This is a genomic window from Streptomyces sp. NPDC034086, assembly GCF_055575515.1.
Genome location: NZ_JBVISM010000012.1, coordinates 118,172 through 140,055, shown reverse-complemented (window position 1 = coordinate 140,055; position 21,884 = coordinate 118,172). Strand labels below are relative to the sequence as shown.

The window sequence follows — 21,884 nt, the reverse complement described above, 5'->3', positions numbered from 1 at the left end:
TGAGAAGCAGCATGACCGACACGCAGCAGCTGCCCAACGGATTCTGGGCGCAGGCCGCGGCAGACCCGGGCCGTACCGTCCTGTACACCCCCGAGGGCGAGGAATGGTCCGCCGGCCGGCTGCACGCCGACGTGAACCGCCTGGTCCACGGCCTGCGCGCGGCCGGACTGGAGAAGGGCGACGCCTTCGCGGTCGTCCTGCCCAACGGCGTCGAGTTCTTCACCGCCTACCTCGCCGCCTCCCAGGCGGGCTTCTACCTGGTGCCCGTCAACCACCACCTCGTCGGGCCGGAGATCGCCTGGATCGTCTCCGACTCCGGCGCCAAGGTGCTCATCGCCCACGAGCGGTTCGCCGACGCGGCCACCGCCGCCGCCGAAGAGGCGGGGCTCGACCCCGGCCGCCGCTACGCCGTCGGAACGGTCCCGGGCTTCCGGCCGTACGCCGACCTCCTCGACGGCCACAGCGGCGAGCCGCCCGCCGGCCGCACCCTCGGCTGGGTCATGAACTACACCTCCGGCACCACCGGCCGGCCCCGCGGCATCCGCCGTCCGCTGCCCGGCAAGCCGCCGGAGGAGACGTACCTCGGCGGATTCCTCGGCATCTTCGGCATCCGGCCCTCCGACGGCAACGTCCACCTGGTCTGCTCGCCGCTCTACCACACGGCCGTGCTCCAGTTCGCCGGCGCGTCCCTGCACATCGGGCACCCGCTGGTGCTGATGGACAAGTGGAGCCCGGAGGAGATGCTGCGCCTGATCGACCGCCACGCCTGCACCCACACCCACATGGTCCCCACCCAGTTCCACCGCCTCCTCGCGCTCCCGCAGGAGACCAAGGACGCCTACGACGTCTCCTCGATGCGGCACGCCGTCCACGGCGCCGCCCCCTGCCCCGACCACGTCAAACGGGCGATGATCGACTGGTGGGGCCGGTGCGTGGAGGAGTACTACGCGGCCAGCGAGGGCGGCGGGGCCTTCGCCACCGCCGAGGACTGGCTGAAGAAGCCCGGCACGGTCGGCAAGGCCTGGCCGATCAGCGAACTCGCCGTCTTCGACGACGACGGCAACCGACTGCCCCCCGGAGAACTGGGCACCGTCTACATCAAGATGAACACCGGCGGCTTCAGCTACCACAAGGACGAGGACAAGACCCGCCAGAACCGCATCGGGGAGTTCTTCACCGTCGGTGACCTCGGCTTCCTCGACGAGGAGGGGTACCTCTTCCTCCGTGACCGCAAGATCGACATGATCATCTCGGGCGGGGTGAACATCTACCCGGCGGAGATCGAGTCCGCCCTGCTCACCCACCCGGCCGTCGCCGACGCCGCCGTCTTCGGCGTCCCCCACGCGTCGTGGGGCGAGGAGGTCAAGGCCGTCATCGAACCCGCCGAGGGCTTCGAGGCGGGCGACGCGCTGGCGGCCGAGATCCTGCACCACTGCGAACGGCGGCTGGCCGGCTACAAGCGGCCGAAGTCGGTCGACTTCATCCGGACGATGCCCCGCGACCCGAACGGCAAGCTCTACAAGCGCCGCCTGCGCGCCCCCTACTGGGAGGGCCGCGAGCGCGCCGTGTGACGGTGCAACGCCGCCCCGTGCCCCGGCGGCCCCGCCGGTCCGCTCCCGCGCAGGCCGGCCCGGCCGTCGTGGCGCGCGTACTCCGGACGGGAGCAGCGGCTCCGCCCCACGACGGCCCGTCACACCCCGACATGTCGTGAGAAATGCCACTTCAAGCCCCGGATGCGCGCCCCACGGCGCACCCGGGCTGCAACTCTGGCACCTTGGCTGGCATGAGTACGGCAACGCGCAGGTCCCCCCTGACCGACTGGACCCTCCTGGTCCCCGTGGTGGCGCTCCTCGCGCTCGTCCTCAGCTGGGGACGCGACCTGCCCGGCCCCGCCGTGGCCCTGGTCGCCCTCTGCCTCGCGGGCGCGGTCCTCGCGGCCGTGCACCACGCCGAGGTCGTCGCCCACCGGGTCGGCGAACCCTTCGGCTCGCTCGTCCTCGCCGTCGCCGTCACCGTCATCGAAGTGGCCCTGATCGTCACCCTGATGGCCGACGGCGGCGACAAGACCGCCTCCCTCGCCCGCGACACCGTCTTCGCCGCCGTCATGATCACCTGCAACGGCATCGTCGGTCTTTCCCTGCTGGTCGGCGCCCTGCGCAACCGGGTCGCCGTCTTCAACGCCGAGGGCTCCGGCGCGGCACTGGCCACCGTCGCGACCCTCGCCGTGCTGAGCCTGGTGCTGCCGACCTTCACCACCAGCAGGCCCGGCCCCGAGTTCTCCACCGCGCAGCTGACCTTCGCCGCCGTCGCCTCCCTCGCCCTCTACGGGCTGTTCATCGCCGTCCAGACGGTCCGCCACCGGGACTACTTCCTGCCCGTGGACACCGCGAGCGCCGGCCGGCCCTCCGGCAGCGGCGGCGACGACCACGCCGAACCGCCCACCGCCCGCGCCGCCCTCCTCAGCGTCGGCCTCCTCTTCGCCGCGCTCGTCGCGGTCGTCGGCAACGCCAAGGCCGTCTCCCCGACCATCGAGAAGGGCGTCTCCGACGCCGGACTGCCCCACGCCGTCGTCGGCGTGATCATCGCCCTGCTCGTCCTGCTCCCCGAGACCCTCGCCGCCGTCCGGGCCGCCCGCCGCGACCGCGTGCAGACCAGTCTCAACCTGGCCTACGGCTCCGCGATCGCCAGCATCGGCCTGACCATCCCCGCCATCGCCCTGGCCTCCGCGTGGCTGACCGGGCCGCTGCTGCTCGGCCTGGGGGCGGTCCACATGGTGCTGCTCGCGCTGACCGTGGTGGTCGGGGCCCTGACCATCGTCCCCGGCCGCGCCACCCTCCTGCAGGGCGGCGTGCACCTGGTGCTGCTGGCCGCGTACCTCTTCCTCGCCGTCAGCCCGTAGCACCGGTCCCGGCAGCCCGTCGGCATGCCGGCCGTCCCGGACGGTGCGGCGATGTTGACCCGGCGGTGGGCCCGGGCGAGGATCACGGCCATGACGGCAGTGCGGCACCAGACGGTCGACGGGCTCGTACGGGACAGCGCGCGGCGCGGCCCCGGCCGGGTCGCCCTGCGCTACCGGGAGCGGAGCTGGACGTACGGGGAACTCGACGCGGCCGTCTCCACCGGCGCCGCCGTGCTGCGGCAGCGGTACGGACTGGCCGCGGGGGACCGGGTCGCGGCCTTCGCCCACAACTCCGACGCCTACCTCATCGCCTTCCTCGCCTGCGCCCGCGCCGGGCTCGTCCACGTCCCGGTCAACCAGAACCTCACCGGCGAGGACCTCGCGCACATCCTCGGCGACTGCGCGGGCTCCCTGGTCCTCGCCGACCCGGACCTGGCCGCGCGGGTCCCCGACGGGCACCCCGTACGGGCGCTGCGCGACGCGCCGGGCTCGTTCCTGTCCGAGCTGTCCGAGCCGCTCGCGTACGAGCCGGCCGGGGATCCGGCCGCGGTGGTGCAACTGCTGTACACCTCGGGGACCACCGCGCTCCCCAAGGGCGCGGTGATGACCCACAGGGCGCTGGCCCACGAGTACGAGAGCGCGATCGAGGCCCTGGACCTGGGGGCGGACGACCGGCCCGTCCACTCGCTGCCGCTCTACCACTCGGCCCAGACGCACGTCTTCCTGCTGCCGTACCTGGCGGTGGGAGCCCTGAACACCCTCCTGGACGCGCCCGTCGCCGAGGACCTCTTCGACCTGGTGGAGGCCGGCGCCGACAGCCTCTTCGCGCCGCCCACGGTGTGGATCGCGCTGGCCGGCCACCCCGAGTTCGCCCGGCGCGACCTCGGCGCCCTGCGCAAGGCCTACTACGGGGCCTCGGTCATGCCGGTGCCGGTGCTGGAACGGCTGCGGGCCCGGCTGCCCGGGCTGGGTTTCTACAACTGCTTCGGGCAGAGCGAGATCGGCCCGCTGGCCACCGTCCTGGGTCCCGGTGAGCACGAGGGGCGGATGGAGTCGTGCGGGCGCCCGGTGCGCCACGTGGAGGCGAAGGTCGTCGACGAGGACGGTGCGGACGTCCCCGACGGCACGGCCGGGGAGGTCGTCTACCGCTCCCCGCAGCTGTGCCTGGGCTACTGGAACGACGACGAGGCCACCCGGAAGGCCTTCCGGGACGGCTGGTTCCGGTCCGGCGACCTCGCCGTACGGGACGCCGAGGGGTACTTCACCGTGGTCGACCGGGTGAAGGACGTCATCAACTCGGGCGGCGTCCTCGTGGCGTCCCGGCAGGTGGAGGACGTGCTCTACACCCACCCGGGCGTGGCCGAGACGGCGGTCGTCGGGCTGCCCGACGAGCGGTGGATCGAGGCCGTCACGGCGGTGGTCGTGCCCCGCGGCGAGGTCACCGAGGCGGAGCTGATGGCCTACGCCCGCGAACGGCTCGCGCACTTCAAGGCACCCAAGCGGGTGCTGTTCGTCGAGGCCCTCCCGCGCAACGCCAGCGGGAAGATCCTCAAGCGCGAGCTCCGCGACCGCTTCGGCACCCGCTGAACCGCCCCCGCCGCCGGGGCGTTCCCACCGCCGGGGAGTTCCCGGCGGCGGGGGCGGGCCCGGCCGCCGGGAGGGGACGTCAGGCGTCGAAGTCCGTACCCCGGCTGACCGCCTCCCAGGTACGGGCCTCCTCGCGGGCGTTGTCCGCGTGGGCCAGGATCGCGTCGAGGGCGTCGTTGCCGAGCGCGAGCCGCAGCGGGGTCCGCTCGGCGTCCAGTGCCGCCAGGATCGCGGCGGCGGCCTTCACCGGGTCGCCGGGCTGCTTGCCGTCGCTCCCGGGGAGCCCGGTGCGGATGGGGCCGACCGTGTCCTCGTAGGCCGGGAGCACCGCGGCCGACTGCTGGAGGGCCCCGCCGCCCGCGAACCCCGTACGGAAGGCGCCGGGCTCGACGATCAGCGCCTTGATCCCGAAGGCGGCCACCTCGCCCGCCAGTGCCTCGGTCAGCCCCTCCAGGGCGAACTTCGTCGCCGAGTAGGCTCCGACGCCCGGGAAGGAGAGCCGCCCGCCCATACTGCTCATCTGCACGATCGCCCCGGACTTCTGCGCCCGCATGTGCGGCAGCACGGCGCGGATCAGCGCGGCCGGGCCGAAGAAGTGCAGGTCCATCAGGCTGCGGAGTTCGGCGTCGGAGGTTTCCTCCACCGCTCCGACCATGCCCCGGCCGGCGTTGTTGACCAGGACGTCGATCCGGCCGAACCGGTCCACGGCCTCGGCGACCACCTCCTCCGCGCGCTCCGTGTCCGTCACGTCCGCCGCGACCGGTACGAGCCGCTCCGGATGAGCGGCCGCCAGGTCGCCGAGCGCGGCGGTCCGGCGGGCCGCCGCGACGACGGTGTCCCCGGCGGCGAGCGCGGCCTCCGCCAGAGTCCGGCCGAAGCCCGAGGAGGCTCCGGTGATCAGCCATATCCGTCCGGCGGTGCGAGCCTGCTCTAACATCAATCCCCCTGTGTGCCAGTGGTGTTGTGGGTGGTACGGAAGCGATCCTGCCACGCCGCCGCCCCCGGCCGTCACTCCTGTCCCGGATCATGAGAAGGCCCGGGAGCGGGGGGCAGCACCCCGTCGGCGCGCAGCCGGCGCAGGGTCAGGTGCTCGTGGGCGAGGCGCCCGAGCATGGCCCCGCCGTACACCACGAAGCCGACGCCGACGAGCCAGGACTGGACGACCAGCAGCGTCCCGAACGGCCCGTACGTGACGGCGTTCGAGGCGATCAGCGGGGAGAACACCATCTGCGAGAAGACCCGCAGGCCCAGCAGCCCGAGACTGGTCGCCACCGCGCCGGGCAGCAGCGCCCGCCAGCGGACCCGGCCGCCCAGCAGGAGCCGTCCGGAGCTCCAGAAGAACAGACAGGTGCCGACGGTGTCGCTGAAGGTGCTCACCGCCGTGCCCGCCGTGGTTCCGGACGGGGAGGGGATCCCGACGAGCAGCGCCAGGTAGCAGACCAGCAGCGCCAGCCACACGACGTGGCGCCACATGGTGTGCCAGCGGGCCGTCGGCAGGTCCCACACCTTCTCGTAGCCGGTCTGCACGGCGGAGCCGAAGGTCAGGCCGAACACGGCGAGGGCCGCCAGACCGAAGGCGGTGGTCCGCTCCAGTGCCAGGTCCGCCGCCCCGAACAGCATCTCGACCCGGGACCGCGAGGCCGCCGTCACCCCGAGGGCCTGTCCCAGCCAGCGGCCGAAGTTGGAGCCGCTGCCCGGCGCGGCCGCCGCCACGACCACCAGCAGCGGCACCAGCGTGAGGAACCCGAGAGCGGCGAAGCCCATCGCCCGGTGCATCAGCTCGATCTCCCGGCCCCGGCTCCAGGCCAGCCCGGCCGGTGAGCCCAGGAGCCGGGCGTGGAGGCGCCGGAGGATCGAGGTCACACCTGATCCCCTACCCGTACGGGCCCGGCCGCTCCCGGGAGCGGCACCGAAGTGGGCCCGAACAGGTGGTTTCGGCCGTCCGCCGGTGTGGCCCGGCCTCCTCAGGAGACGTGCGGTTCCCGGAGGTCCTCCACTCGCCTGATCTTGCCGACCGAGCGTTCCAGGCTCTCCGGTTCGACCACGTCGACGGCGACGGACACCCCCACGGACTCCTTGACCGCCCGCACCAGCTCCGCGGCCGCCGCCCGCCGTCTCCCGGCGTCGGCGTCCCGGCGCGCCTCCACGCGCACGGTGAGGGCGTCGAGGCGGCCCTCCCGGGTCAGCCGCAGCCGGAAGTGCGGGGCCAGGCCCGGGATGCGCAGGAGCATCTCCTCGACCTGCGTCGGGTAGAGGTTCACCCCGCGCAGGATGATCATGTCGTCGCTGCGGCCGGTCACCTTCTCCATCCGGCGGAAGGCGGGGCGGGCCGTCCCCGGGAGCAGCCGCGTCAGGTCCCGGGTGCGGTAGCGGATCACCGGCATGGCCTCCTTGGTGAGGGAGGTGAACACCAGCTCCCCCGGTTCACCGTCCGGCAGGACCGCCCCGGTCAGCGGATCGATCACCTCGGGGTAGAAGTGGTCCTCCCAGATGTGCAGGCCGTCCTTGTGCGAGGCGAACTCCTGGGCGACCCCCGGTCCGATGACCTCGGACAGGCCGTAGATGTCCACGGCGTCGATGCCCAGCCGTTCCTCGATCTCCCGTCGCATCCCCTCGGTCCAGGGCTCGGCCCCGAAGATCCCGGTGCGCAGCGAGGTCCGGCGCGGGTCGATGCCCTGGCGCTCCATCTCGTCCAGCAGGGTCAGCATGTAGGAGGGGGTCACCATGATGACCTCCGGGCGGAAGTCCTGGATCAGCCGGACCTGGCGGTCCGTCATGCCGCCCGAGGCGGGGACCACCGTGCACCCCAGCCGCTCCGCGCCGTAGTGCGCGCCCAGGCCGCCGGTGAACAGGCCGTACCCGTACGCGACGTGCACGATCTGCCCCGGCCGGGCGCCCGCCGCGCGCAGCGAGCGGGCGACGACATCGGCCCAGGTGGACAGGTCCCCGTCGGTGTAGCCGACCACCGTGGGGCGGCCCGTGGTGCCGCTGGAGGCGTGGACGCGGCGCACCTCCGCCCGCGGTACGGCGAACATCCCGAACGGGTACTGCTCGCGCAGGTCCGCCTTGGTCGTGAGCGGGAAGAGGGACAGGTCCGCCAGTGAGCGGCAGTCGTCGGGACGGACCCCCGCCTCGTCGAAGGCCCGGCGGTAGAAGGGCACGTGCTCGTACGCCCGGTGGAGGGTCGCCCGCAGCCGCTCCAGCTGGAGCGCCGCCAGGCCGTCGGCGCTCAGCCGCTCGCCTTCGTCCTGGAGATCCCCGAGGTCATCGAGACCCGCACGCGCCGTCATTGCCGCCACCTCATCGCCGAGAGTCGCACCGTCAACCCAACCGAACGTTCATTCGGTAGACTGCCGGACCCCGCCGGGTATATCAATGACTCGAACGAGTGATCGTCTGATCGGGTGGCCGCAGGACCGCCCTCACCGTCTGTGACCACGGCCCACCGGCCCCCCGGCGGCGACCCGGGGTGGTCGCCCGGTCAGCTCCCCGCGTCGGCCTCCGCGGCCACCGCCTTCGCCCACCGGTAGTCCGCCTTGCCGCTCGGGGAGCGCTGCACGGCGGGCGTGATCACCAGCTGGCGAGGGATCTTGTAACCCGCCAGCCTCGTCCGGCAGTGGCGCTGGATCTCCTCCAGCGTCGGCTCCGGCGCGCCCCGCCGCACCTGCACCACCGCGGCCACGTGGTTGCCCCACGTCGGGTCCGGAACCCCCGCCACCAGGGCGTCGTACACGTCCGGATGCGACTTCAGGGCCTGCTCGACCTCCTCCGGATAGACCTTCTCGCCACCGGTGTTGATGCACTGCGAGCCGCGCCCCAGCACCGTGACGATGCCCTCCTCGTCGACGGTCGCCATGTCGCCGAGCAGCACCCAGCGTTCCGCGCCCTTCCGGAAGAAGGTCTCCGCCGTCTTCGCCGGGTCGTTGTAGTAGCCGAGCGGGACGTGTCCGCGCTGCGCGAGACGGCCGGGTACGCCGACCGGCACCGGCTCGTGCGTCACCGGATCGACCACCTGCGTACGGTCGTTGACCTGGAGCCGGAAGCCCTTCTCCGGGCCGGAGTCGTCCGTCGCCCGGCCGTTGGAACCGGACTCGGAGGAGCCGAAGTTGTTCAGGAGCAGCACGTTCGGCACCAGCCGCCGGAACTCGGCGCGGACGGTGTCCGACATGATCGCACCGGAGGAGGAGACGCTGAACAGCGAGGACAGGTCGGTCCCCGCGAGCGGGCCGTTCAGCGCGTCGATGAGCGGGCGCAGCATGGCGTCGCCGACCAGCGACACGCTCGACACCTTCTCCTTCTCTATCGTGCGCAGCACCTCCTCGGGGACGTACTTGCGGTGGATCACCACCCGCTGGCCGTAGTTGAAGGCGATGAACGAGGTCAGCGTGGACGTGCCGTGCATCAGCGGGGGAGCGGGGAAGAAGGTGAGCCCGGCGCCGCGCGCCGCGACCCGCTCGGCCAGTTCCTCGGGCCGCTTCACCGGCTCCCCCGAGGGCTCCCCGCCGAAGAGCCCCGCGAAGAACAGGTCCTCGGCCCGCCACATCACGCCCTTGGGCATGCCGGTCGTACCGCCGGTGTAGATGATGAAGAGGTCGTCGGGGCTGCGCTCCGGGAAGCCGCGCTCCGGGGACCCGGCCGCCTCGGCGTCCGCGTACGCCACCGGCGCGACCGCAGGCTCCGGCGCCCCGGCCGGCGCCCGCCCGACCCGGACCAGGTGCCGCAGCCTCGCCGTCCGCGGCAGCGCTGCGGCCACCCGCTCCGTGAACTCGCCCTCGAAGACGAGGGCGGCGAGGTCGGCGTCGTTGTAGAGGTAGACCAGTTCCTCCTCCACGTACCGGTAGTTCACGTTCACCGGCACCAGGCGGGCCTTGAGGCAGGCCAGGACGGTCTGCAGGTACTCGATCCCGTTGTAGAGGTGCAGCCCCACGTGTTCGCCGGGCCGCAGCCCGCTGTCCAGCAGGTGGTGCCCGACGCGGTTCGCCGCCGCGTCCAGCTCCGCGTACGTCAGGCGGCGCTCGGCGCCGGTGCCGGGGTGGTCGACGTACACCAGCGCCTCGCGGTCCGGGACCACGTCCACGACCGATTCGAACAGGTCGGCAAGGTTGTACTCCACCGTTCCTCCTGACCCGAAGTCTCACGGCTGGTCCGCTCGGCGGTCATTAGAGCGCCGCCCGGTCCAAGGGGGAAGGGCGCCCGCCAAGAAATCTGACTGGGTGTCAGGAAACTATTGAACTGGACCGGACCCTGCTGCAACCTGTTCTAGGTCTTCAGACGGGAGGACGGCAATGGGTGGGACCGAACACCTGACCGTGGAACGCCGCGGCGCCACTCTGGTGCTCACCATGAACAGGCCGGAAGCGAAGAACGCGCTCTCGCTTCCCCTGCTGGTGGGCCTCTACGACGGCTGGCTGGAGGCGGACGCGGACGACACGGTCCGCTCGGTGGTCCTGACGGGCGCCGGCGGCGACTTCTGCGCCGGGATGGACCTCAAGGCGCTGGCCGGCCGGGGCATGGCGGGCGACCAGTACCGGGACCGCCTCAAGGCCGACCCCGACCTGCACTGGAAGGCGATGCTCCGCCACCACCGGCCCCGCAAACCCGTGATCGCGGCGGTCGAGGGCTACTGCGTGGCCGGCGGCACGGAGATCCTCCAGGGCACCGACATCCGGATCGCCGGCGCCGGGGCCACCTTCGGACTGTTCGAGGTCAGGCGGGGGCTCTTCCCGATCGGCGGCTCCACGGTCAGGCTGCCCCGGCAGGTCCCGCGCACGCACGCGCTGGAGATGCTGCTGACGGGGCGCCCGTACGCGGCCGAGGAGGCGGCGCGGATCGGTCTCGTGGGGCGCGTGGTGCCCGACGGGACGGCCCTGGAGGCGGCGCTGGAGACGGCGGAGCTGATCAACGCGTGCGGGCCGCTGGCCGTCGAGGCGGTGAAGGCGTCGGTGTACGAAGCCGCGGAGCTGACGGAGACGCAGGGCCTGGCCGCCGAACTCACCCGCGGCTGGCCCGTCTTCGAGACGGCCGACGCGAAGGAGGGGGCGCGCGCCTTCGCGGAGAAGCGGCCGCCGGTCTACCGCCGGGCCTGAGCGCCGTCCCGCCGGCGCCGTCCCGCGGTCCCCGGCCCCGCCACCCGCCCGGTGGCCGTTCCGGTCGCCCGGCCCCACCGCCCCCGAGAACCGGAGAGACACCCATGACAGCCGCGTCCCCGCCCGAGGTGCTGCGCGCGCCCCTCGTCGTCGAGTTCCCCTTCACCCGGTCCCTCGGGCCCGTCCAGAGTGCCTTCCTCACCGGGCTCCGGCAGCGCGTCGTGCTCGGCGTCAGGACCTCCGACGGGCGGGTCATGGTGCCGCCCGCCGAGTACGACCCCGTCACCGCCGAGGAGATCCGGGAGCTCGTCGAGGTCGCCCCCACCGGCACCGTCACCACCTGGGCCTGGAACGGCCGGCCCCGCCCCCACCAGCCCCTCGGCACCCCCTTCGCCTGGGTCCTGGTGAGGCTCGACGGCGCCGACACCGCGATCCTGCACGCCCTCGACGCCCCCGGCCCCGACGCCGTGTCCACCGGCATGCGGGTGCGGATCCGCTGGGCCGCCGAGCGCACCGGCGCCATCACCGACATCGCCTGCTTCGAGCCGTACGGGGGCCGCGCGGAAGAAGGCGGCGCCGCACCGCACGACGGCGTGTTCGCCGACCCCGTCACCGGCATCGTCGCCGAGGCCCGCCTCGACTACACCTACAGCCCCGGCCGCGCCCAGACCGCCTACATCAACGCGCTCTCCGAGCGCCGCACCGTCGGCGAGCGCTGCCCCTCCTGCCACCAGGTGTACGTCCCCCCGCGCGGGGCGTGCCCCACCTGCGGGGTGGCCACCACCGACCGGGTGGAGGTCGGCCCGGCCGGCACCGTCACCACCTTCTGCATCGTCAACATCAAGGCGCGCAACCTCGACATCGAAGTCCCCTACGTCTACGCCCACATCGCCCTCGACGGCGCCGGCCTCGCCCTCCACGGCCGGATCGGCGGCATCCCGTACGACCAGGTCCGCATGGGCCTGCGCGTCGAACCGGTGTGGACCGACGGCGGCCGCTACCCCGACCACTACCGCCCCACGGGCGAGCCGGACGCGGACTACGACGCGTACAAGGAGCTGCTCTGATGCCCCGCAACCCCCGCCACGCGCGCGAGGTGGCCGTGGTCGCCTTCGCCCAGAGCGACCACCTGCGCCGCACCGACGAACTCAGCGAAGTCGAGATGGTGATGCCCGTCCTGCACCAGGTGCTGGCGGCCACCGGGCTCAGGGCGGGCGGGATCGGCTTCACCTGCTCCGGCTCCAGCGACTACCTCGCCGGGCGGGCCTTCTCCTTCACCATGACCCTCGACGGGGTCGGCGCCTGGCCGCCGATCTCCGAATCGCACGTCGAGACGGACGGCGCCTGGGCGCTCTACGAGGCCTGGGTCCAGCTCCAGACCGGCGACGCCGACACCGCGCTCGTCTACGCGTACGGGAAGTCCTCGCCCGGATCCCTGCGGGACGTCCTCACCCGGCAGCTCGACCCGTACTACATGGCCCCCCTCTGGCCCGACTCGGTGGCCCTGGCCGCCCTCCAGGCACAGGCGCTGATCGACGCGGGCGACACCGACGAGGCCGCGCTCGCCGCGATCGGCGCCCGCAGCCGCGCCTCCGCCGAGGGCAACCCGCACGCCCAGCTCCGCGGCCCCGTCCCGCAGGGCGACTACCAGGTGCGGCCCCTGCGCACGGGCGACTGCCCGCCCGTCGGGGACGGCGCGGCCGCCGTCGTCCTGGCCGCGGGGGACACCGCCCGGCGCCTGTGCGAGCGGCCCGCCTGGATCACCGGCATCGACCACCGCATCGAGGCCCACGGCCTGGGCCTGCGCGACCTCACCGACTCCCCGTCCACCCGGACCGCCGCCGAGAACGCCGGGGTCTTCGACGCCCCCGTCGACACGGCGGAACTGCACGCGCCGTTCTCCTCCCAGGAGGTCGTGCTGCGCAAGGCGCTCGGCCTGGGCGAAGCGGTGGCCGTCAACCCCTCCGGCGGCCCCCTCGCCGCCAACCCGATGATGGCCGCCGGCCTCGTCCGGATCGGCGAGGCGGCCGCCCGCATCCACCGGGGCGAGTCCCACCGGGCCGTCGCGCACGCCACCTCCGGCCCCTGCCTCCAGCAGAACCTGGTCGCCGTCCTGGAAGGGGACCGCACATGAGCACACCGGGCAAGGAGCCCGTGGCCGTCGTCGGGATCGGCCAGACCAAGCACGTCGCCGCCCGGCACGACGTCTCCATCGCCGGCCTGGTCCGCGAGGCGGCGGTCCGCGCCCTCGCCGACGCGGAGCTGACCTGGGCGGACGTCGACGCCGTCGTCATCGGCAAGGCCCCCGACTTCTTCGAGGGCGTGATGATGCCCGAGCTCTACCTGGCCGACGCCCTCGGCGCGGTCGGCAAGCCCATGCTCCGCGTCCACACGGCGGGCTCCGTCGGCGGGTCCACCGCCCTCGTCGCGGCCGGCCTCGTCGCGGCCCGCGTCCACCGCACGGTCCTGACCCTCGCCTTCGAGAAGCAGTCCGAGTCCAACGCCATGTGGGGGCTCTCGCTCCCCGTCCCCTTCCAGCAGCCGCTGCTCGCCGGCGCGGGCGGCTTCTTCGCCCCGCACGTGCGCGCGTACATGCGGCGCACCGGCGCCCCCGACACGGTGGGCTCGCTCGTCGCGTACAAGGACCGGCGCAACGCGCTGAAGAACCCGTACGCGCACCTGCACGAGCACGACATCACCCTCGAGAAGGTCCAGGCCTCGCCGATGCTCTGGGACCCGATCCGGTACTCCGAGACCTGCCCCTCCTCGGACGGCGCCTGCGCGATGGTCCTCACCGACCGCGCGGGCGCGGCCCGTGCGCCGAGGCCCCCCGCCTGGGTGCACGGCGGCGCGATGCGCAGCGAGCCGACGCTCTTCGCGGGCAAGGACTTCGTCTCGCCGCGGGCCGGCAAGGACTGCGCGGCCGACGTCTACCGGCAGGCCGGGATCACCGACCCGCGCCGGGAGATCGACGCGGTCGAGATGTACGTGCCGTTCTCCTGGTACGAGCCGATGTGGCTGGAGAACCTGGGCTTCGCGCAGGAGGGCGAGGGCTGGAAGCTCACCGAGGCGGGCGTCACCGAACTGGACGGCGACCTGCCGGTGAACCCCTCCGGCGGGGTGCTGTCCACCAACCCGATCGGTGCCTCGGGCATGATCCGCTTCGCGGAGGCGGCGCTCCAGGTCAGCGGCCGGGCCGGGGAGCACCAGATCCCCGGGGCGCGCCGGGCCGTGGGGCACGCGTACGGCGGCGGCGCGCAGTTCTTCGCGATGTGGCTCGTGGGCTCGCGGCCGCCCGGTTCCTGACGGGGGAGCGCGGCCGCCGGGTTCCCGGCGGAAGGGCTCCTCCCGATCCGCCGCGACGCGTGACCGTACGTGGCCTGTCCGGCACGCGCCGCCATCGCTACCCTGGGCCACCGACGACGTACCGTACCGGGAGGAGCACGACGTGGCCGAGAGCGCGATTCCGCAGCCGTCCGCCGGCTGGGGCAGGCCCGAGCTCGATCTCAGCGGGGCCGCATGGCAGGGCAGCAGCCGGGGGGTGGGCGACGTGCAGGTCGCCTTCGTGGAGGGGTTCATCGCGATGCGCAACGGCGAGCGCCCCGACGGTCCCTCGCTGGTCTTCGCGCCGCGGGAGTGGCGCAAGTTCGTCCTGGGGGCGCGCGGCGGCCGCTTCGACCTGACCTGAGCCGGGACGCGGGCCGAGCCCCCGGCATCAGGCCGGGCGGGCGGACAGCCGCAGCGCGACCTGGACCTCGTGCTCCCCGGACACCGTACCGAGGTGCTCGCCGGCGAAGGCGTCCTCCAGGACGGCGCGGACCTGGCGCACCGGGTCGGCGGCGCCGTCCAGCTCCACCGTCACCGGTGCGGCCGGCCGGGCCCGGGGGCTCACCCCGGGCGCCCGGTCGCGGACGTCCACCGTCGTCGACCAGATGCTCGTGGCCGCCGCGGGCCCCGCAGCCCCTTGCAGCACCGGCGGGGCCATCCCCGGGAACGCCTCCGCCAGGACGCCGAGCACCGCGTCCGCGCACGACCGGTCGCAGTGACTGACCAGTACGTTCACCTCGGCCTCCGCCGAGCGGCCCGCCCGCGCCCGTGCCTCGTCCACCCGGGCCGCGTCGGCCGCGGGGCCGGAGCCGGTTCCGGTGCGCGAGGGTGAGCCCGGCGCACGGCCGTGCTCGTCCCGCTCGGCCCCCGCGTCCGGGAGCAGCGCGCCGCGCCGCTCCGGGGCGTCGTACCCGCGGTTCGTGTTCATCGATTCGCCTCCGGGTCGGGGTACGGCCCCGCGCGGAGCCCGGGGACGACCGTGGACCGGCACGCCAGGTGCCTCACCTGGCGGCTATCCGCGTACGGCCGCGCCAAACCCGCCGCCGGGCCCCGCCCCGAATCCACTGGCGCCGCCACCCCCCGCGCCCTACGGTCTCGACCGTGGACATCGCCTTCAGGAAACTGCCGGGGAACCGGCACGAGATCACGGTCACCGGCCGCCGCGGCCCCGACGTACGGCTGCCCGCGCAGCCCACCGGCCCGACGCTCCCGCACGACCTGGCCCACGCCGCGGTCGAGGAGGCGCTGGGCATCACCGACGGCTTCTGGGGGGCGGTCGCCGGCGGCGCCACCTTCCAGGGGTTCGAGATGACCCACCCCGGCCGCCACCGCCGGTCGGGCCTCAAGGTGCTGCGCCGCAGGGGCGACGCCGTGATGGCGGCGGAGATGGCCGTCAACTGGGCCTACCGCGCCTGGTCCGGGCTGCCCGTCACGGGACGCGGCGTGGGCCGCCCCGTGCTCGGCGAAGCCGACCTGGAGCGGGCCCGCACCGCCCTCGACGCGGCCTCGGCCCGCTGGACGGCGGTCCCCGAGGACGGCTCCCTGACCTGGCGGTGGCACGGCTGAGCCCCTCGCCCCGAGCCACCCGCGGCCCCGCGCGGTCCGCGCACCGGCCGGGCGCACGCCCCGCTGCGGCGCACGCACCCCGCGCGGGGAACGACGCACCGCGCGCGGGGAACGCGCCTGCCTACCGCCGCAGCGCCGCCACCGCCGCCCGCTCCGCCGGCCCCAGCGGCGGCCCGGTCAGCTGTGCCCGGCGCGGTCCCAGCAGGGCCGCCAGCAGCACCGGCGGGGTGAACAGCCGGGTGGCGGGCCGCTCCAGGGTCATCACGTCGGTCACGGCCCGGGCGACCCGCCCGTTGCCGGTGCTCGTGCGCATCAGCCGCCGTACGTACGCCGCGGCGACCCGCTCGGCCGCGGTCGGCCCGCCCTCGGTGGCACCGGGGTAGAAGACGTCGTTCCCCGTGGACAGGGCCCACGCGGCGGCCACCGGACCGGCGACGGCCTTCTGGGCGCGGGCGGCGAGCCGCGCGTCGGCCCAGCCGTACCGGACGACGGCGTCCCGCAGCGCGAGGGCGCTCTGCGCGGCCACCGACATCCCGTGCCCGTACACCGGGTTGTAGGCGGCGACCGCGTCCCCGAGCACCAGGAACCCGCCGGGCAGCGCGGCCTTCTCGTAATGGTGCCTGCGGTTGACGGTCGTACGGGTGCGCACCACGTCCGTCAGCGGCTCCGCCCCGGCGATCAGCTCGCTGACGATCGGGTGCCGCAGCCCCCGGGCGAAGGCCGCGAAGGCCTCCGGATCGGAGCTGGGTTCGCCGCCCCGCGTCCCCGACAGGGTGACGAGCCAGCGGTCGCCCTCGATCGGGACCAGCGTCGCGGACCGGCCCGGACCGTCCCCGCGGGGATCGGCCTGCACGTTCACCACCAGCGGGAACGTCCTCCCCAGGTCCGCCGGGGCCCGGAAGGTCCGGCTGGCGTAGACGAGTCCGGGGTCGACCGTCCGTACGGCGGGCCCGGCCACTCCCAGCCCGCCCAGCCACCGCGGCGCACGGGAGGCCCGCCCGGAGGCGTCCACCACCAGGTCCGCGTCCAGGACCCGCTCCACGGCGTCCTTCCCGCGCACCCGCACCCCGGTGACGCGCCGGGCGTCGCCCGCCAGCCCCAGTACCTCGGTGCGGTCGGCGACGGTCACGTTCGCCAGCGCCGCCACCGCCCGGCGGACGTGCCAGTCGAGCAGGTCGCGGCTGGCGATCAGCACGTAGTGGGACTCCAGCGCCCAGCGGCGGAACCAGCCCTCGGGGGAGAGGCCCACCATGTTCGTGGGCAGCGCGATCCGGTGGGCCCCGTCGTCCCTGAGCGCCCCGATGGTGCCGGGCAGCAGGGCGTCGATGGCCGTGGCCCCGCCGGACCACAGCAGGTGCGCGTGGTGGGCCTGCGGGAGCCCCTTGCGGGACACCGGCCCGTCGGGCAGCGCGTCCCGCTCGACGACGACGACCTCGCCGGAGCCGGCCCCGGCGAGCGCGGCGGCCGTGAGCATGCCGGCCAGACCGCCCCCGACCACGACCGAGGTGCGCCGGGCGCGCGACGGCGGTGAACTGCTCATGGACTCACGCTCTCTCGGTGGTCTGCGGGGCCGGACCGGGCGCGGAAGGCCGTGACGACGGGGGACCGGCGCAGGGCCCTGGCCACCGCGACGAGGTCCGGTGCCCCCGCCGGGCCGGGCACCGGGCCGTCCTCCGCCTCCGCCCCGGCACCCGCGCGCAGGGCGGCGACCGCCGCGACCACGGCCACCGCGTCGGCGGTCGCCGCCGCCCGCTCGGCGCTCTCGCCCCGGGCGAGGGCCTCGGCGAGGGCCCGTTCGCGGACCGCGGGGTCCATGTACGGCTGGAGCCGCAGCAGCCCGTCGCTGATCCGCGTCCTGCGCTGGACCAGGCGACGGCTGATGGGCGACCGGCGCGGCAGCCGTACCGAACCGGTGTCCACTCCGGCCAGTTCGCGTACGAAGGGGGCCAGGCACCGGTAGTGGTAGTAGTCCGTGCAGATCCCCTGGAGCGCCTGGCCCGCGTGGGGCAGGATGAAGCCGACGGCGATGAACAGGGCGCACACGGAGGCGATGGGCGGGGCCACGTACGTGCTGAGCCAGTCCAGGTCGTGGCCGTTCCAGCGGGCGAACACCGCCGTGAGCTTCACCGTGTCGTAGCAGAGGTTCAGGACGAACCCGATGACCAGCAGCACCAGGCCGGAGCGCAGCCAGCCGGTGACCTCCCGCAGCCAGGACCAGGTCACGACGGCGGTGATCGCGCAGGCGGTGGTGTGGGCCCCCAGGTAGAGCATGATGTGCTCGCGCATCCAGGGGGTGTTGGCGTAGTACGTGTCCAGGTCCCGCAGCCGCTCGACCGGGACGTCGGCGAACGCGAAGGTGATCCACAGTCCGGCCACCACGGTCGAGTAGACGACGCCGATCGTCCAGTTGGTCCGGCGCACCCGGCGGGGATCGCCGCCCCGCCAGTGGATGATCATGATCAGGCAGCAGGCGCAGAACATCGTGAGCAGCGTGTACACCAGCGGCGCCGCGAAGTTGCTGACGCCGGTCGCGCTGTTCAGCAGGACCAGGGTCTTCGGCCGGCCGAAGTAGAAGACGGCCGAGGCCAGCAGGAGCAGGCCGCCGACGGACCGGACGTTGGGGTCGATGCGCCAGAACCTCATCATGACCGGGAGCCGGATCGCGAAGGCCAGGGTGAGGATCGCCGCGGGTATGAGGTACGGGATGTAGTACTTGTCCGAGGTCACCGTCAACCGATCGGTCCACGGTAACCGAGCGCGTTGCCTATCCGGCCGGCGACGTCGCTCCGGCGGGGCGCCCCGGCCGCGTCGCCGCCCGGCAGCCACGCCCTGCACCGGTCGCCGAGCATCAGCCCGAAGGTCTCGGCCTCGATCTCCTGCGTGTCCTCGTAGTGGGACCGCGCGGCGACACTGGCGTACGTCAGGTCCGAGGCGTCGGGCAGCGCCCGGGCCGCGTCGGCCGCCCCGCGCCCGTGGCCGGTGCAGTGACCCGCCTTCATGTGCCACAGCTCGTGCCCCAGGATGACCAGTTGGTGGTCGGGGGTCGTGTACTTCTCCACCACGACGATGTCGTAGTCCTCCATGTTCAGCCACAGGCCCGAGGTGGTCAGCTCCGACGGGAAGCGCTCGAAGCGCAGCACGATCGGGCGGCCGCCCCGGGAGCGGCTCATGGCGTCGCACAGGGCCCGGAAGAGGACCTGCGGCTCCACCGGGGCCTCGAGGTCGAGCGAGGAGGTCAGCGTGGCGCACAGCTTGCGCATCGAACGGGACGGGTTCACCGCGCCACCTCCGAGGAGAGGATCCCGCTGATCACCGCGGGCCCCGGGGCCCGGTACGCCGCCCCGGCCGGGGCGGGGCCGGCGAACGCCGCGCCGCGCCGCGGCGCCGCCACCTCCACGGGAACGCCGGTCCGCCCGGAGAGGGACACCGCGCCGGGGATCTCGTCCACGTCCAGTCGTCTCTCCGCGGCGCGAGCCCGCGGCCGGGCGGGCGTCGTGGTGAGGGAAAGCGGCGGACCGCCAACGGGGACAGTCATCTGTCTGTGCTCCCATACGTCCGAAGGGCAGATCCGTCTGCGCACCGGGGACGACGGTAGCGACGGCAGGTCCCCCCGGGCGACAAGATCCCCAGCACCGAAGCGATCGTTGTCGAATCGAAAACGATCGATGACCGGACGCGGGGACGCACAGCAAGATACAGCCAGTGCGGCGGCCCGTGGCGGGAAAGGTCGCAGGACCGCAGCTCAGCGCGCCGGCCCGCCCCCGGGTAAGGAGTACCCGGCGCGCACACCCCCGTACCCGCAGGTCCACGGCCCCCGCGCGCCCGCCGCCGACCGGGCGCCGCCCGGGGCGGAACCCCTCCCGCACCCCCGCCCCGCACGGCCCCGCGGCACTGCGCCGCCGCGGAGCCCCCGGCGCCGGAAAACCCGCGCGGCCACGTACCATGGCCGCATGTCCTTCCTCCGCCGCCACCGCGCCGCCACACCCGCCGGCCCGGACTTCGACGTCCTGGCCATGGACCCGGGGGACTGGCCGGGCAACCTCGGGGCCGGGCTGCTCCCCGCGCCCGACGGCAGCTGCCAGGGCGTCTTCCTCCGCTACGACCTGTTCGGCGGCCGCGGCCCCGCGATGATCATCGGCAACCTCCCCGAGGGCTCCCCGGCGCGCGAGCTCGCCGACGGCCAGGTCCCCTTCGAGGTGGCCCAGCTCCTCGACGCCCTCGAGAACGACGAGGACGTCGAGGTCACCGGCACCGAGGACTGCCCCGTCATGCAGGGCGACAACCTCCTCATCGTCCGCAAGGTCAAGCTCTCCGAGGGCCGGATCTCCTGCGTGCAGTTCGACCGCAGCGACAACGTCCTCGTGACGATCGCCAGCTGGGACCGCCCGATCACCGACGACCTCTACGCGCTGCTGAAGCCGCTCCCCGCCGAGCTCTTCCAGCAGGGCTGACCGGGGCGGCCCCACACCGGGCCGTCAGAACGGCACCGGCAGAACAGCACCGGCCGGGTGCGACTTCGACGACACGGCTAGCGGCTGTCCGCGATGTCGTTCGCCGCGACGTAACCGAACGTCATCGCGGGCCCGATCGTCGATCCGGCCCCCGCGTAGCTGTGACCCATCACCGCCGCGCTGGCGTTGCCCGCCGCCCACAGGCCCCGGATCACCGACCCGTCCGCCCGCAGCGCCCGCGCCCGGGCGTCGGTGACGATGCCGCCCTTGGTGCCGAGGTCGCCCGGGACGATCCGGAAGGCGTAGAACGGAGGCGCCCACACCGGCGCCAGGCACGAGTTCGGCACCACGTGCGGATCCGTGTAGTAGTGGTCGTACGCCGTGTCGCCCCGGTGGAAGTCGGCGTCGGTCCCGCTCCACGCCTGGGCGTTGAACCGGTTGAGCGTCGCCCGCAGCGCGCCCGCCGGCACCCCGATCTGCCCGGCCAGCGCGTCCCAGGTCCACGCCTTCTTCGCCGCCCCCGACGCGAACCACGCCTCCGGCAGCGGCAGTGCCGGCAGGACGTCCTTGAACAGGTACTTGTTCCGGTAGTTCTGGTCCACGATCAGCCACGCCGGGATGTGCGAGCCCGGGGCGTCCCGGTCCTTGTCGTACATCACGTGCACCACGTCGCTGTACGGCGCCGCCTCGTTCACGAAGCGGGTGCCCGCCCCGTTCACCATCAGACCGCCCGGCAGGGTCCGCTCCGCCAGACAGAAGTACGGCTCCCCGGGCAGCGGGATCGACGGCCCCCACCAGGCGTCCTCCATCAACGCCAGTGCCGCGCCCGCCCGTTCACCGGCCCGGATCCCGTCACCGGTGTTCTCCTTCGCACCCACCGACCACTCGGTGCCGATCGGCTGCCGCTGGTACCGCGCCCGCATCTCCGCGTTGTGCTCGAAGCCCCCGGAGCCGATCACCACGCCCCTGCGGGCCCGCACGACACCCCGTACGCCCTCCCGCTCCACCACGACCCCGGTGACCGCACCGCCGTCCCGCACCAGGTCGACCAGCGGGCTGTCCAGCCACACCGGCACCCCCGCCCGCAGCAGCCCGGCCCGCAGTCCCGCGGCCAGCGCCTGGCCCATCGTCAGCGGCTTCTCCCCGCGCAGCGCGGCACTGGTGCCCCGCGCCAGGCACTCCGCGGACACCGCGAGCCCCTTCGCGCTGACCGCCGCGAGGTTCAGCCACTTGTAGTCCTGGCTGAAGACCACCATCCCGGCGGGCACCGGCATGTACGCCGGGTTCAGGTGCGCGAGCTCGGCGCCCAGGAGGTTGCCGTCGATCTGGTCCGGCTCGATGGAGCGGCCGTTCGGCAGCCCGCCGGGCAGGTGGGGGTAGTAGTCGCTGTAGCCGTCCATGAAACGGAACCGCAGCGGGCTGTTCGCCATGACGAAGTCCAGCATCCGCGGCCCGTTGTCGAGGAACGCCCGCTGCCGGTCGGCCGGCACCTGCGGCCCCACCACCGCCGACAGGTACGCCGCGGCCTTCTCGGGGGTGTCCGGCACACCCGCGGCCAGGATCACCGAGTTGTTCGGCAGCCAGATCCCCGCGCCGGAGCGCGCCGCGGAACCGCCGAAGGTCGGGGCCTTCTCCACCACCAGCACGCTCAGCCCCCGCGCGGCGGCCGTCAGCGCGGCCGTCATGCCCGCCGCACCCGAGCCCACCACGACGACGTCGTACTCGCCGAGCGGGCTCTCGGCGGCCCGCGCGGCCGCACCCGGCAGCACGGCGGCGGCGAGCACCCCGGCCCCCGTCCCGGCGAGGACGGCCCGGCGGGTGGGCGGAACGGCGCGCGGGCGGTCCGGGGTCTCGGTCACGGGCATGGCCTCGGTCATGGGCGGGCTCCAGCGGAGTGGGAGGAAGCGCGGGCGGCAGGGACGGTTCTGATGCCGGGTCAGAGAAACTGTTCCGGGGATCATGGGATGT

Annotated in this window: 20 protein-coding genes; 10 read left to right on the top strand and 10 right to left on the bottom strand. The window is 74.0% G+C overall.

Going from position 1 to position 21,884, the window contains the following annotated elements; all coding sequences use genetic code 11:
* The first annotated feature begins 11 nt into the window (after positions 1-11).
* The 3 genes from ACZ514_RS24740 (at position 12) to ACZ514_RS24730 (ending at position 4,486) form a co-directional block, all read left to right on the top strand.
* A complete protein-coding gene (locus tag ACZ514_RS24740) occupies positions 12-1,571 on the top strand; it encodes an acyl-CoA synthetase (protein WP_469125678.1) in 1,560 nt (519 codons plus the stop codon).
* A gap of 212 nt (positions 1,572-1,783) precedes the next feature.
* A complete protein-coding gene (locus tag ACZ514_RS24735; RefSeq protein ID WP_469125677.1) occupies positions 1,784-2,899 on the top strand; it encodes a calcium:cation antiporter in 1,116 nt (371 codons plus the stop codon).
* Between the two features lie 90 nt (positions 2,900-2,989).
* Complete coding sequence (locus tag ACZ514_RS24730) at positions 2,990-4,486, top strand: fatty acyl-CoA synthetase (RefSeq protein WP_469125676.1); 1,497 nt, start codon at positions 2,990-2,992, stop codon at positions 4,484-4,486.
* A 79-nt stretch (positions 4,487-4,565) separates the two neighbouring features.
* Here ACZ514_RS24730 and ACZ514_RS24725 read toward each other — a convergent pair whose 3' ends face one another.
* The 4 genes from ACZ514_RS24725 to ACZ514_RS24710 form a co-directional block, all read right to left on the bottom strand.
* The gene (locus ACZ514_RS24725) at positions 4,566-5,423 is read right to left on the bottom strand and encodes an oxidoreductase (RefSeq protein WP_468166010.1); all 858 of its coding nucleotides are present in this window, start codon (positions 5,421-5,423) and stop codon (positions 4,566-4,568) included.
* A 71-nt stretch (positions 5,424-5,494) separates the two neighbouring features.
* On the bottom strand, positions 5,495-6,349 hold the full coding sequence (locus ACZ514_RS24720; RefSeq protein WP_468166012.1) for a YhjD/YihY/BrkB family envelope integrity protein: 855 nt from the start codon (positions 6,347-6,349) through the stop codon (positions 5,495-5,497).
* A 101-nt stretch (positions 6,350-6,450) separates the two neighbouring features.
* On the bottom strand, positions 6,451-7,776 hold the full coding sequence (paaK, locus tag ACZ514_RS24715) for a phenylacetate--CoA ligase PaaK (RefSeq protein ID WP_469125675.1): 1,326 nt from the start codon (positions 7,774-7,776) through the stop codon (positions 6,451-6,453).
* A 191-nt stretch (positions 7,777-7,967) separates the two neighbouring features.
* The gene (locus ACZ514_RS24710) at positions 7,968-9,599 is read right to left on the bottom strand and encodes an acyl-CoA synthetase (protein WP_468166016.1); all 1,632 of its coding nucleotides are present in this window, start codon (positions 9,597-9,599) and stop codon (positions 7,968-7,970) included.
* A gap of 172 nt (positions 9,600-9,771) precedes the next feature.
* Between ACZ514_RS24710 and ACZ514_RS24705 the strand changes: the two genes are divergently transcribed.
* The 5 genes from ACZ514_RS24705 to ACZ514_RS24685 all read left to right on the top strand — a co-directional run bounded on the left by ACZ514_RS24705 (position 9,772) and on the right by ACZ514_RS24685 (position 14,260).
* Complete coding sequence (locus ACZ514_RS24705; protein ID WP_468166018.1) at positions 9,772-10,572, top strand: crotonase/enoyl-CoA hydratase family protein; 801 nt, start codon at positions 9,772-9,774, stop codon at positions 10,570-10,572.
* Between the two features lie 104 nt (positions 10,573-10,676).
* The gene (locus tag ACZ514_RS24700) at positions 10,677-11,639 is read left to right on the top strand and encodes a Zn-ribbon domain-containing OB-fold protein (protein WP_468696489.1); all 963 of its coding nucleotides are present in this window, start codon (positions 10,677-10,679) and stop codon (positions 11,637-11,639) included.
* Complete coding sequence (locus tag ACZ514_RS24695) at positions 11,639-12,706, top strand: thiolase domain-containing protein (RefSeq protein WP_469125674.1); 1,068 nt, start codon at positions 11,639-11,641, stop codon at positions 12,704-12,706. Before ACZ514_RS24700 ends, ACZ514_RS24695 begins: the two co-directional genes overlap by 1 nt.
* Complete coding sequence (locus tag ACZ514_RS24690) at positions 12,703-13,878, top strand: thiolase domain-containing protein (protein WP_469125673.1); 1,176 nt, start codon at positions 12,703-12,705, stop codon at positions 13,876-13,878. The genes ACZ514_RS24695 and ACZ514_RS24690 overlap by 4 nt, the downstream gene beginning before the upstream one ends.
* A 142-nt stretch (positions 13,879-14,020) precedes the next feature.
* Positions 14,021-14,260, top strand: coding sequence for a DUF397 domain-containing protein (locus ACZ514_RS24685; RefSeq protein WP_468166026.1), 240 nt, complete (start codon positions 14,021-14,023; stop codon positions 14,258-14,260).
* Between the two features lie 27 nt (positions 14,261-14,287).
* Here ACZ514_RS24685 and ACZ514_RS24680 read toward each other — a convergent pair whose 3' ends face one another.
* Positions 14,288-14,827: a hypothetical protein gene (locus tag ACZ514_RS24680; protein ID WP_469125672.1), complete on the bottom strand. Its 540-nt coding sequence runs from the start codon at positions 14,825-14,827 to the stop codon at positions 14,288-14,290.
* Between the two features lie 173 nt (positions 14,828-15,000).
* On the opposite strand from ACZ514_RS24680, the gene ACZ514_RS24675 reads away from it, so the two are divergent.
* Complete coding sequence (locus ACZ514_RS24675; protein ID WP_468166030.1) at positions 15,001-15,465, top strand: hypothetical protein; 465 nt, start codon at positions 15,001-15,003, stop codon at positions 15,463-15,465.
* Positions 15,466-15,586: 121 nt separating this feature from the next.
* Here the strand turns inward: ACZ514_RS24675 and ACZ514_RS24670 are convergent, their stop codons facing one another.
* The 4 genes from ACZ514_RS24670 to ACZ514_RS24655 are packed head-to-tail and all read right to left on the bottom strand — an operon-like array spanning position 15,587 to position 18,913.
* Positions 15,587-17,005: an NAD(P)/FAD-dependent oxidoreductase gene (locus tag ACZ514_RS24670; protein ID WP_469125671.1), complete on the bottom strand. Its 1,419-nt coding sequence runs from the start codon at positions 17,003-17,005 to the stop codon at positions 15,587-15,589.
* Positions 17,002-18,192, bottom strand: a complete 1,191-nt coding sequence (locus tag ACZ514_RS24665) for an MAB_1171c family putative transporter (RefSeq protein WP_469125723.1) — start codon at positions 18,190-18,192, stop codon at positions 17,002-17,004. Before ACZ514_RS24665 ends, ACZ514_RS24670 begins: the two co-directional genes overlap by 4 nt.
* 2 nt (positions 18,193-18,194) lie before the next feature.
* Positions 18,195-18,725 (bottom strand): toxin-antitoxin system, toxin component, encoded by a 531-nt coding sequence (locus ACZ514_RS24660; protein ID WP_468166228.1) that lies wholly within the window; start codon positions 18,723-18,725, stop codon positions 18,195-18,197.
* 14 nt (positions 18,726-18,739) lie between these two features.
* Entirely contained in the window at positions 18,740-18,913 is a 174-nt protein-coding gene (locus ACZ514_RS24655) for a hypothetical protein (RefSeq protein ID WP_469125670.1), read from the bottom strand.
* Positions 18,914-19,415: 502 nt separating this feature from the next.
* Between ACZ514_RS24655 and ACZ514_RS24650 the strand changes: the two genes are divergently transcribed.
* Complete coding sequence (locus tag ACZ514_RS24650) at positions 19,416-19,916, top strand: hypothetical protein (protein ID WP_468166037.1); 501 nt, start codon at positions 19,416-19,418, stop codon at positions 19,914-19,916.
* Positions 19,917-19,993: 77 nt separating this feature from the next.
* Here the strand turns inward: ACZ514_RS24650 and kstD are convergent, their stop codons facing one another.
* Entirely contained in the window at positions 19,994-21,793 is a 1,800-nt protein-coding gene (gene kstD / locus ACZ514_RS24645) for a 3-oxosteroid 1-dehydrogenase (protein ID WP_469125669.1), read from the bottom strand.
* Between the last annotated feature and the right edge of the window lie 91 nt (positions 21,794-21,884).

Coding starts and splice junctions, on each gene's coding strand:
- ACZ514_RS24740 (WP_469125678.1), top strand. CDS start 12: ATGACCGACACGCAGCAGCTGCCCAACGGATTCTGGGCGCAGGCCGCG.
- ACZ514_RS24735 (WP_469125677.1), top strand. CDS start 1,784: ATGAGTACGGCAACGCGCAGGTCCCCCCTGACCGACTGGACCCTCCTG.
- ACZ514_RS24730 (WP_469125676.1), top strand. CDS start 2,990: ATGACGGCAGTGCGGCACCAGACGGTCGACGGGCTCGTACGGGACAGC.
- ACZ514_RS24725 (WP_468166010.1), bottom strand. CDS start 5,423: ATGTTAGAGCAGGCTCGCACCGCCGGACGGATATGGCTGATCACCGGA.
- paaK (WP_469125675.1), bottom strand. CDS start 7,776: ATGACGGCGCGTGCGGGTCTCGATGACCTCGGGGATCTCCAGGACGAA.
- ACZ514_RS24705 (WP_468166018.1), top strand. CDS start 9,772: ATGGGTGGGACCGAACACCTGACCGTGGAACGCCGCGGCGCCACTCTG.
- ACZ514_RS24700 (WP_468696489.1), top strand. CDS start 10,677: ATGACAGCCGCGTCCCCGCCCGAGGTGCTGCGCGCGCCCCTCGTCGTC.
- ACZ514_RS24695 (WP_469125674.1), top strand. CDS start 11,639: ATGCCCCGCAACCCCCGCCACGCGCGCGAGGTGGCCGTGGTCGCCTTC.
- ACZ514_RS24690 (WP_469125673.1), top strand. CDS start 12,703: ATGAGCACACCGGGCAAGGAGCCCGTGGCCGTCGTCGGGATCGGCCAG.
- ACZ514_RS24680 (WP_469125672.1), bottom strand. CDS start 14,827: ATGAACACGAACCGCGGGTACGACGCCCCGGAGCGGCGCGGCGCGCTG.
- ACZ514_RS24670 (WP_469125671.1), bottom strand. CDS start 17,005: ATGAGCAGTTCACCGCCGTCGCGCGCCCGGCGCACCTCGGTCGTGGTC.
- ACZ514_RS24660 (WP_468166228.1), bottom strand. CDS start 18,725: ATGCGCAAGCTGTGCGCCACGCTGACCTCCTCGCTCGACCTCGAGGCC.
- ACZ514_RS24650 (WP_468166037.1), top strand. CDS start 19,416: ATGTCCTTCCTCCGCCGCCACCGCGCCGCCACACCCGCCGGCCCGGAC.
- kstD (WP_469125669.1), bottom strand. CDS start 21,793: ATGACCGAGGCCATGCCCGTGACCGAGACCCCGGACCGCCCGCGCGCC.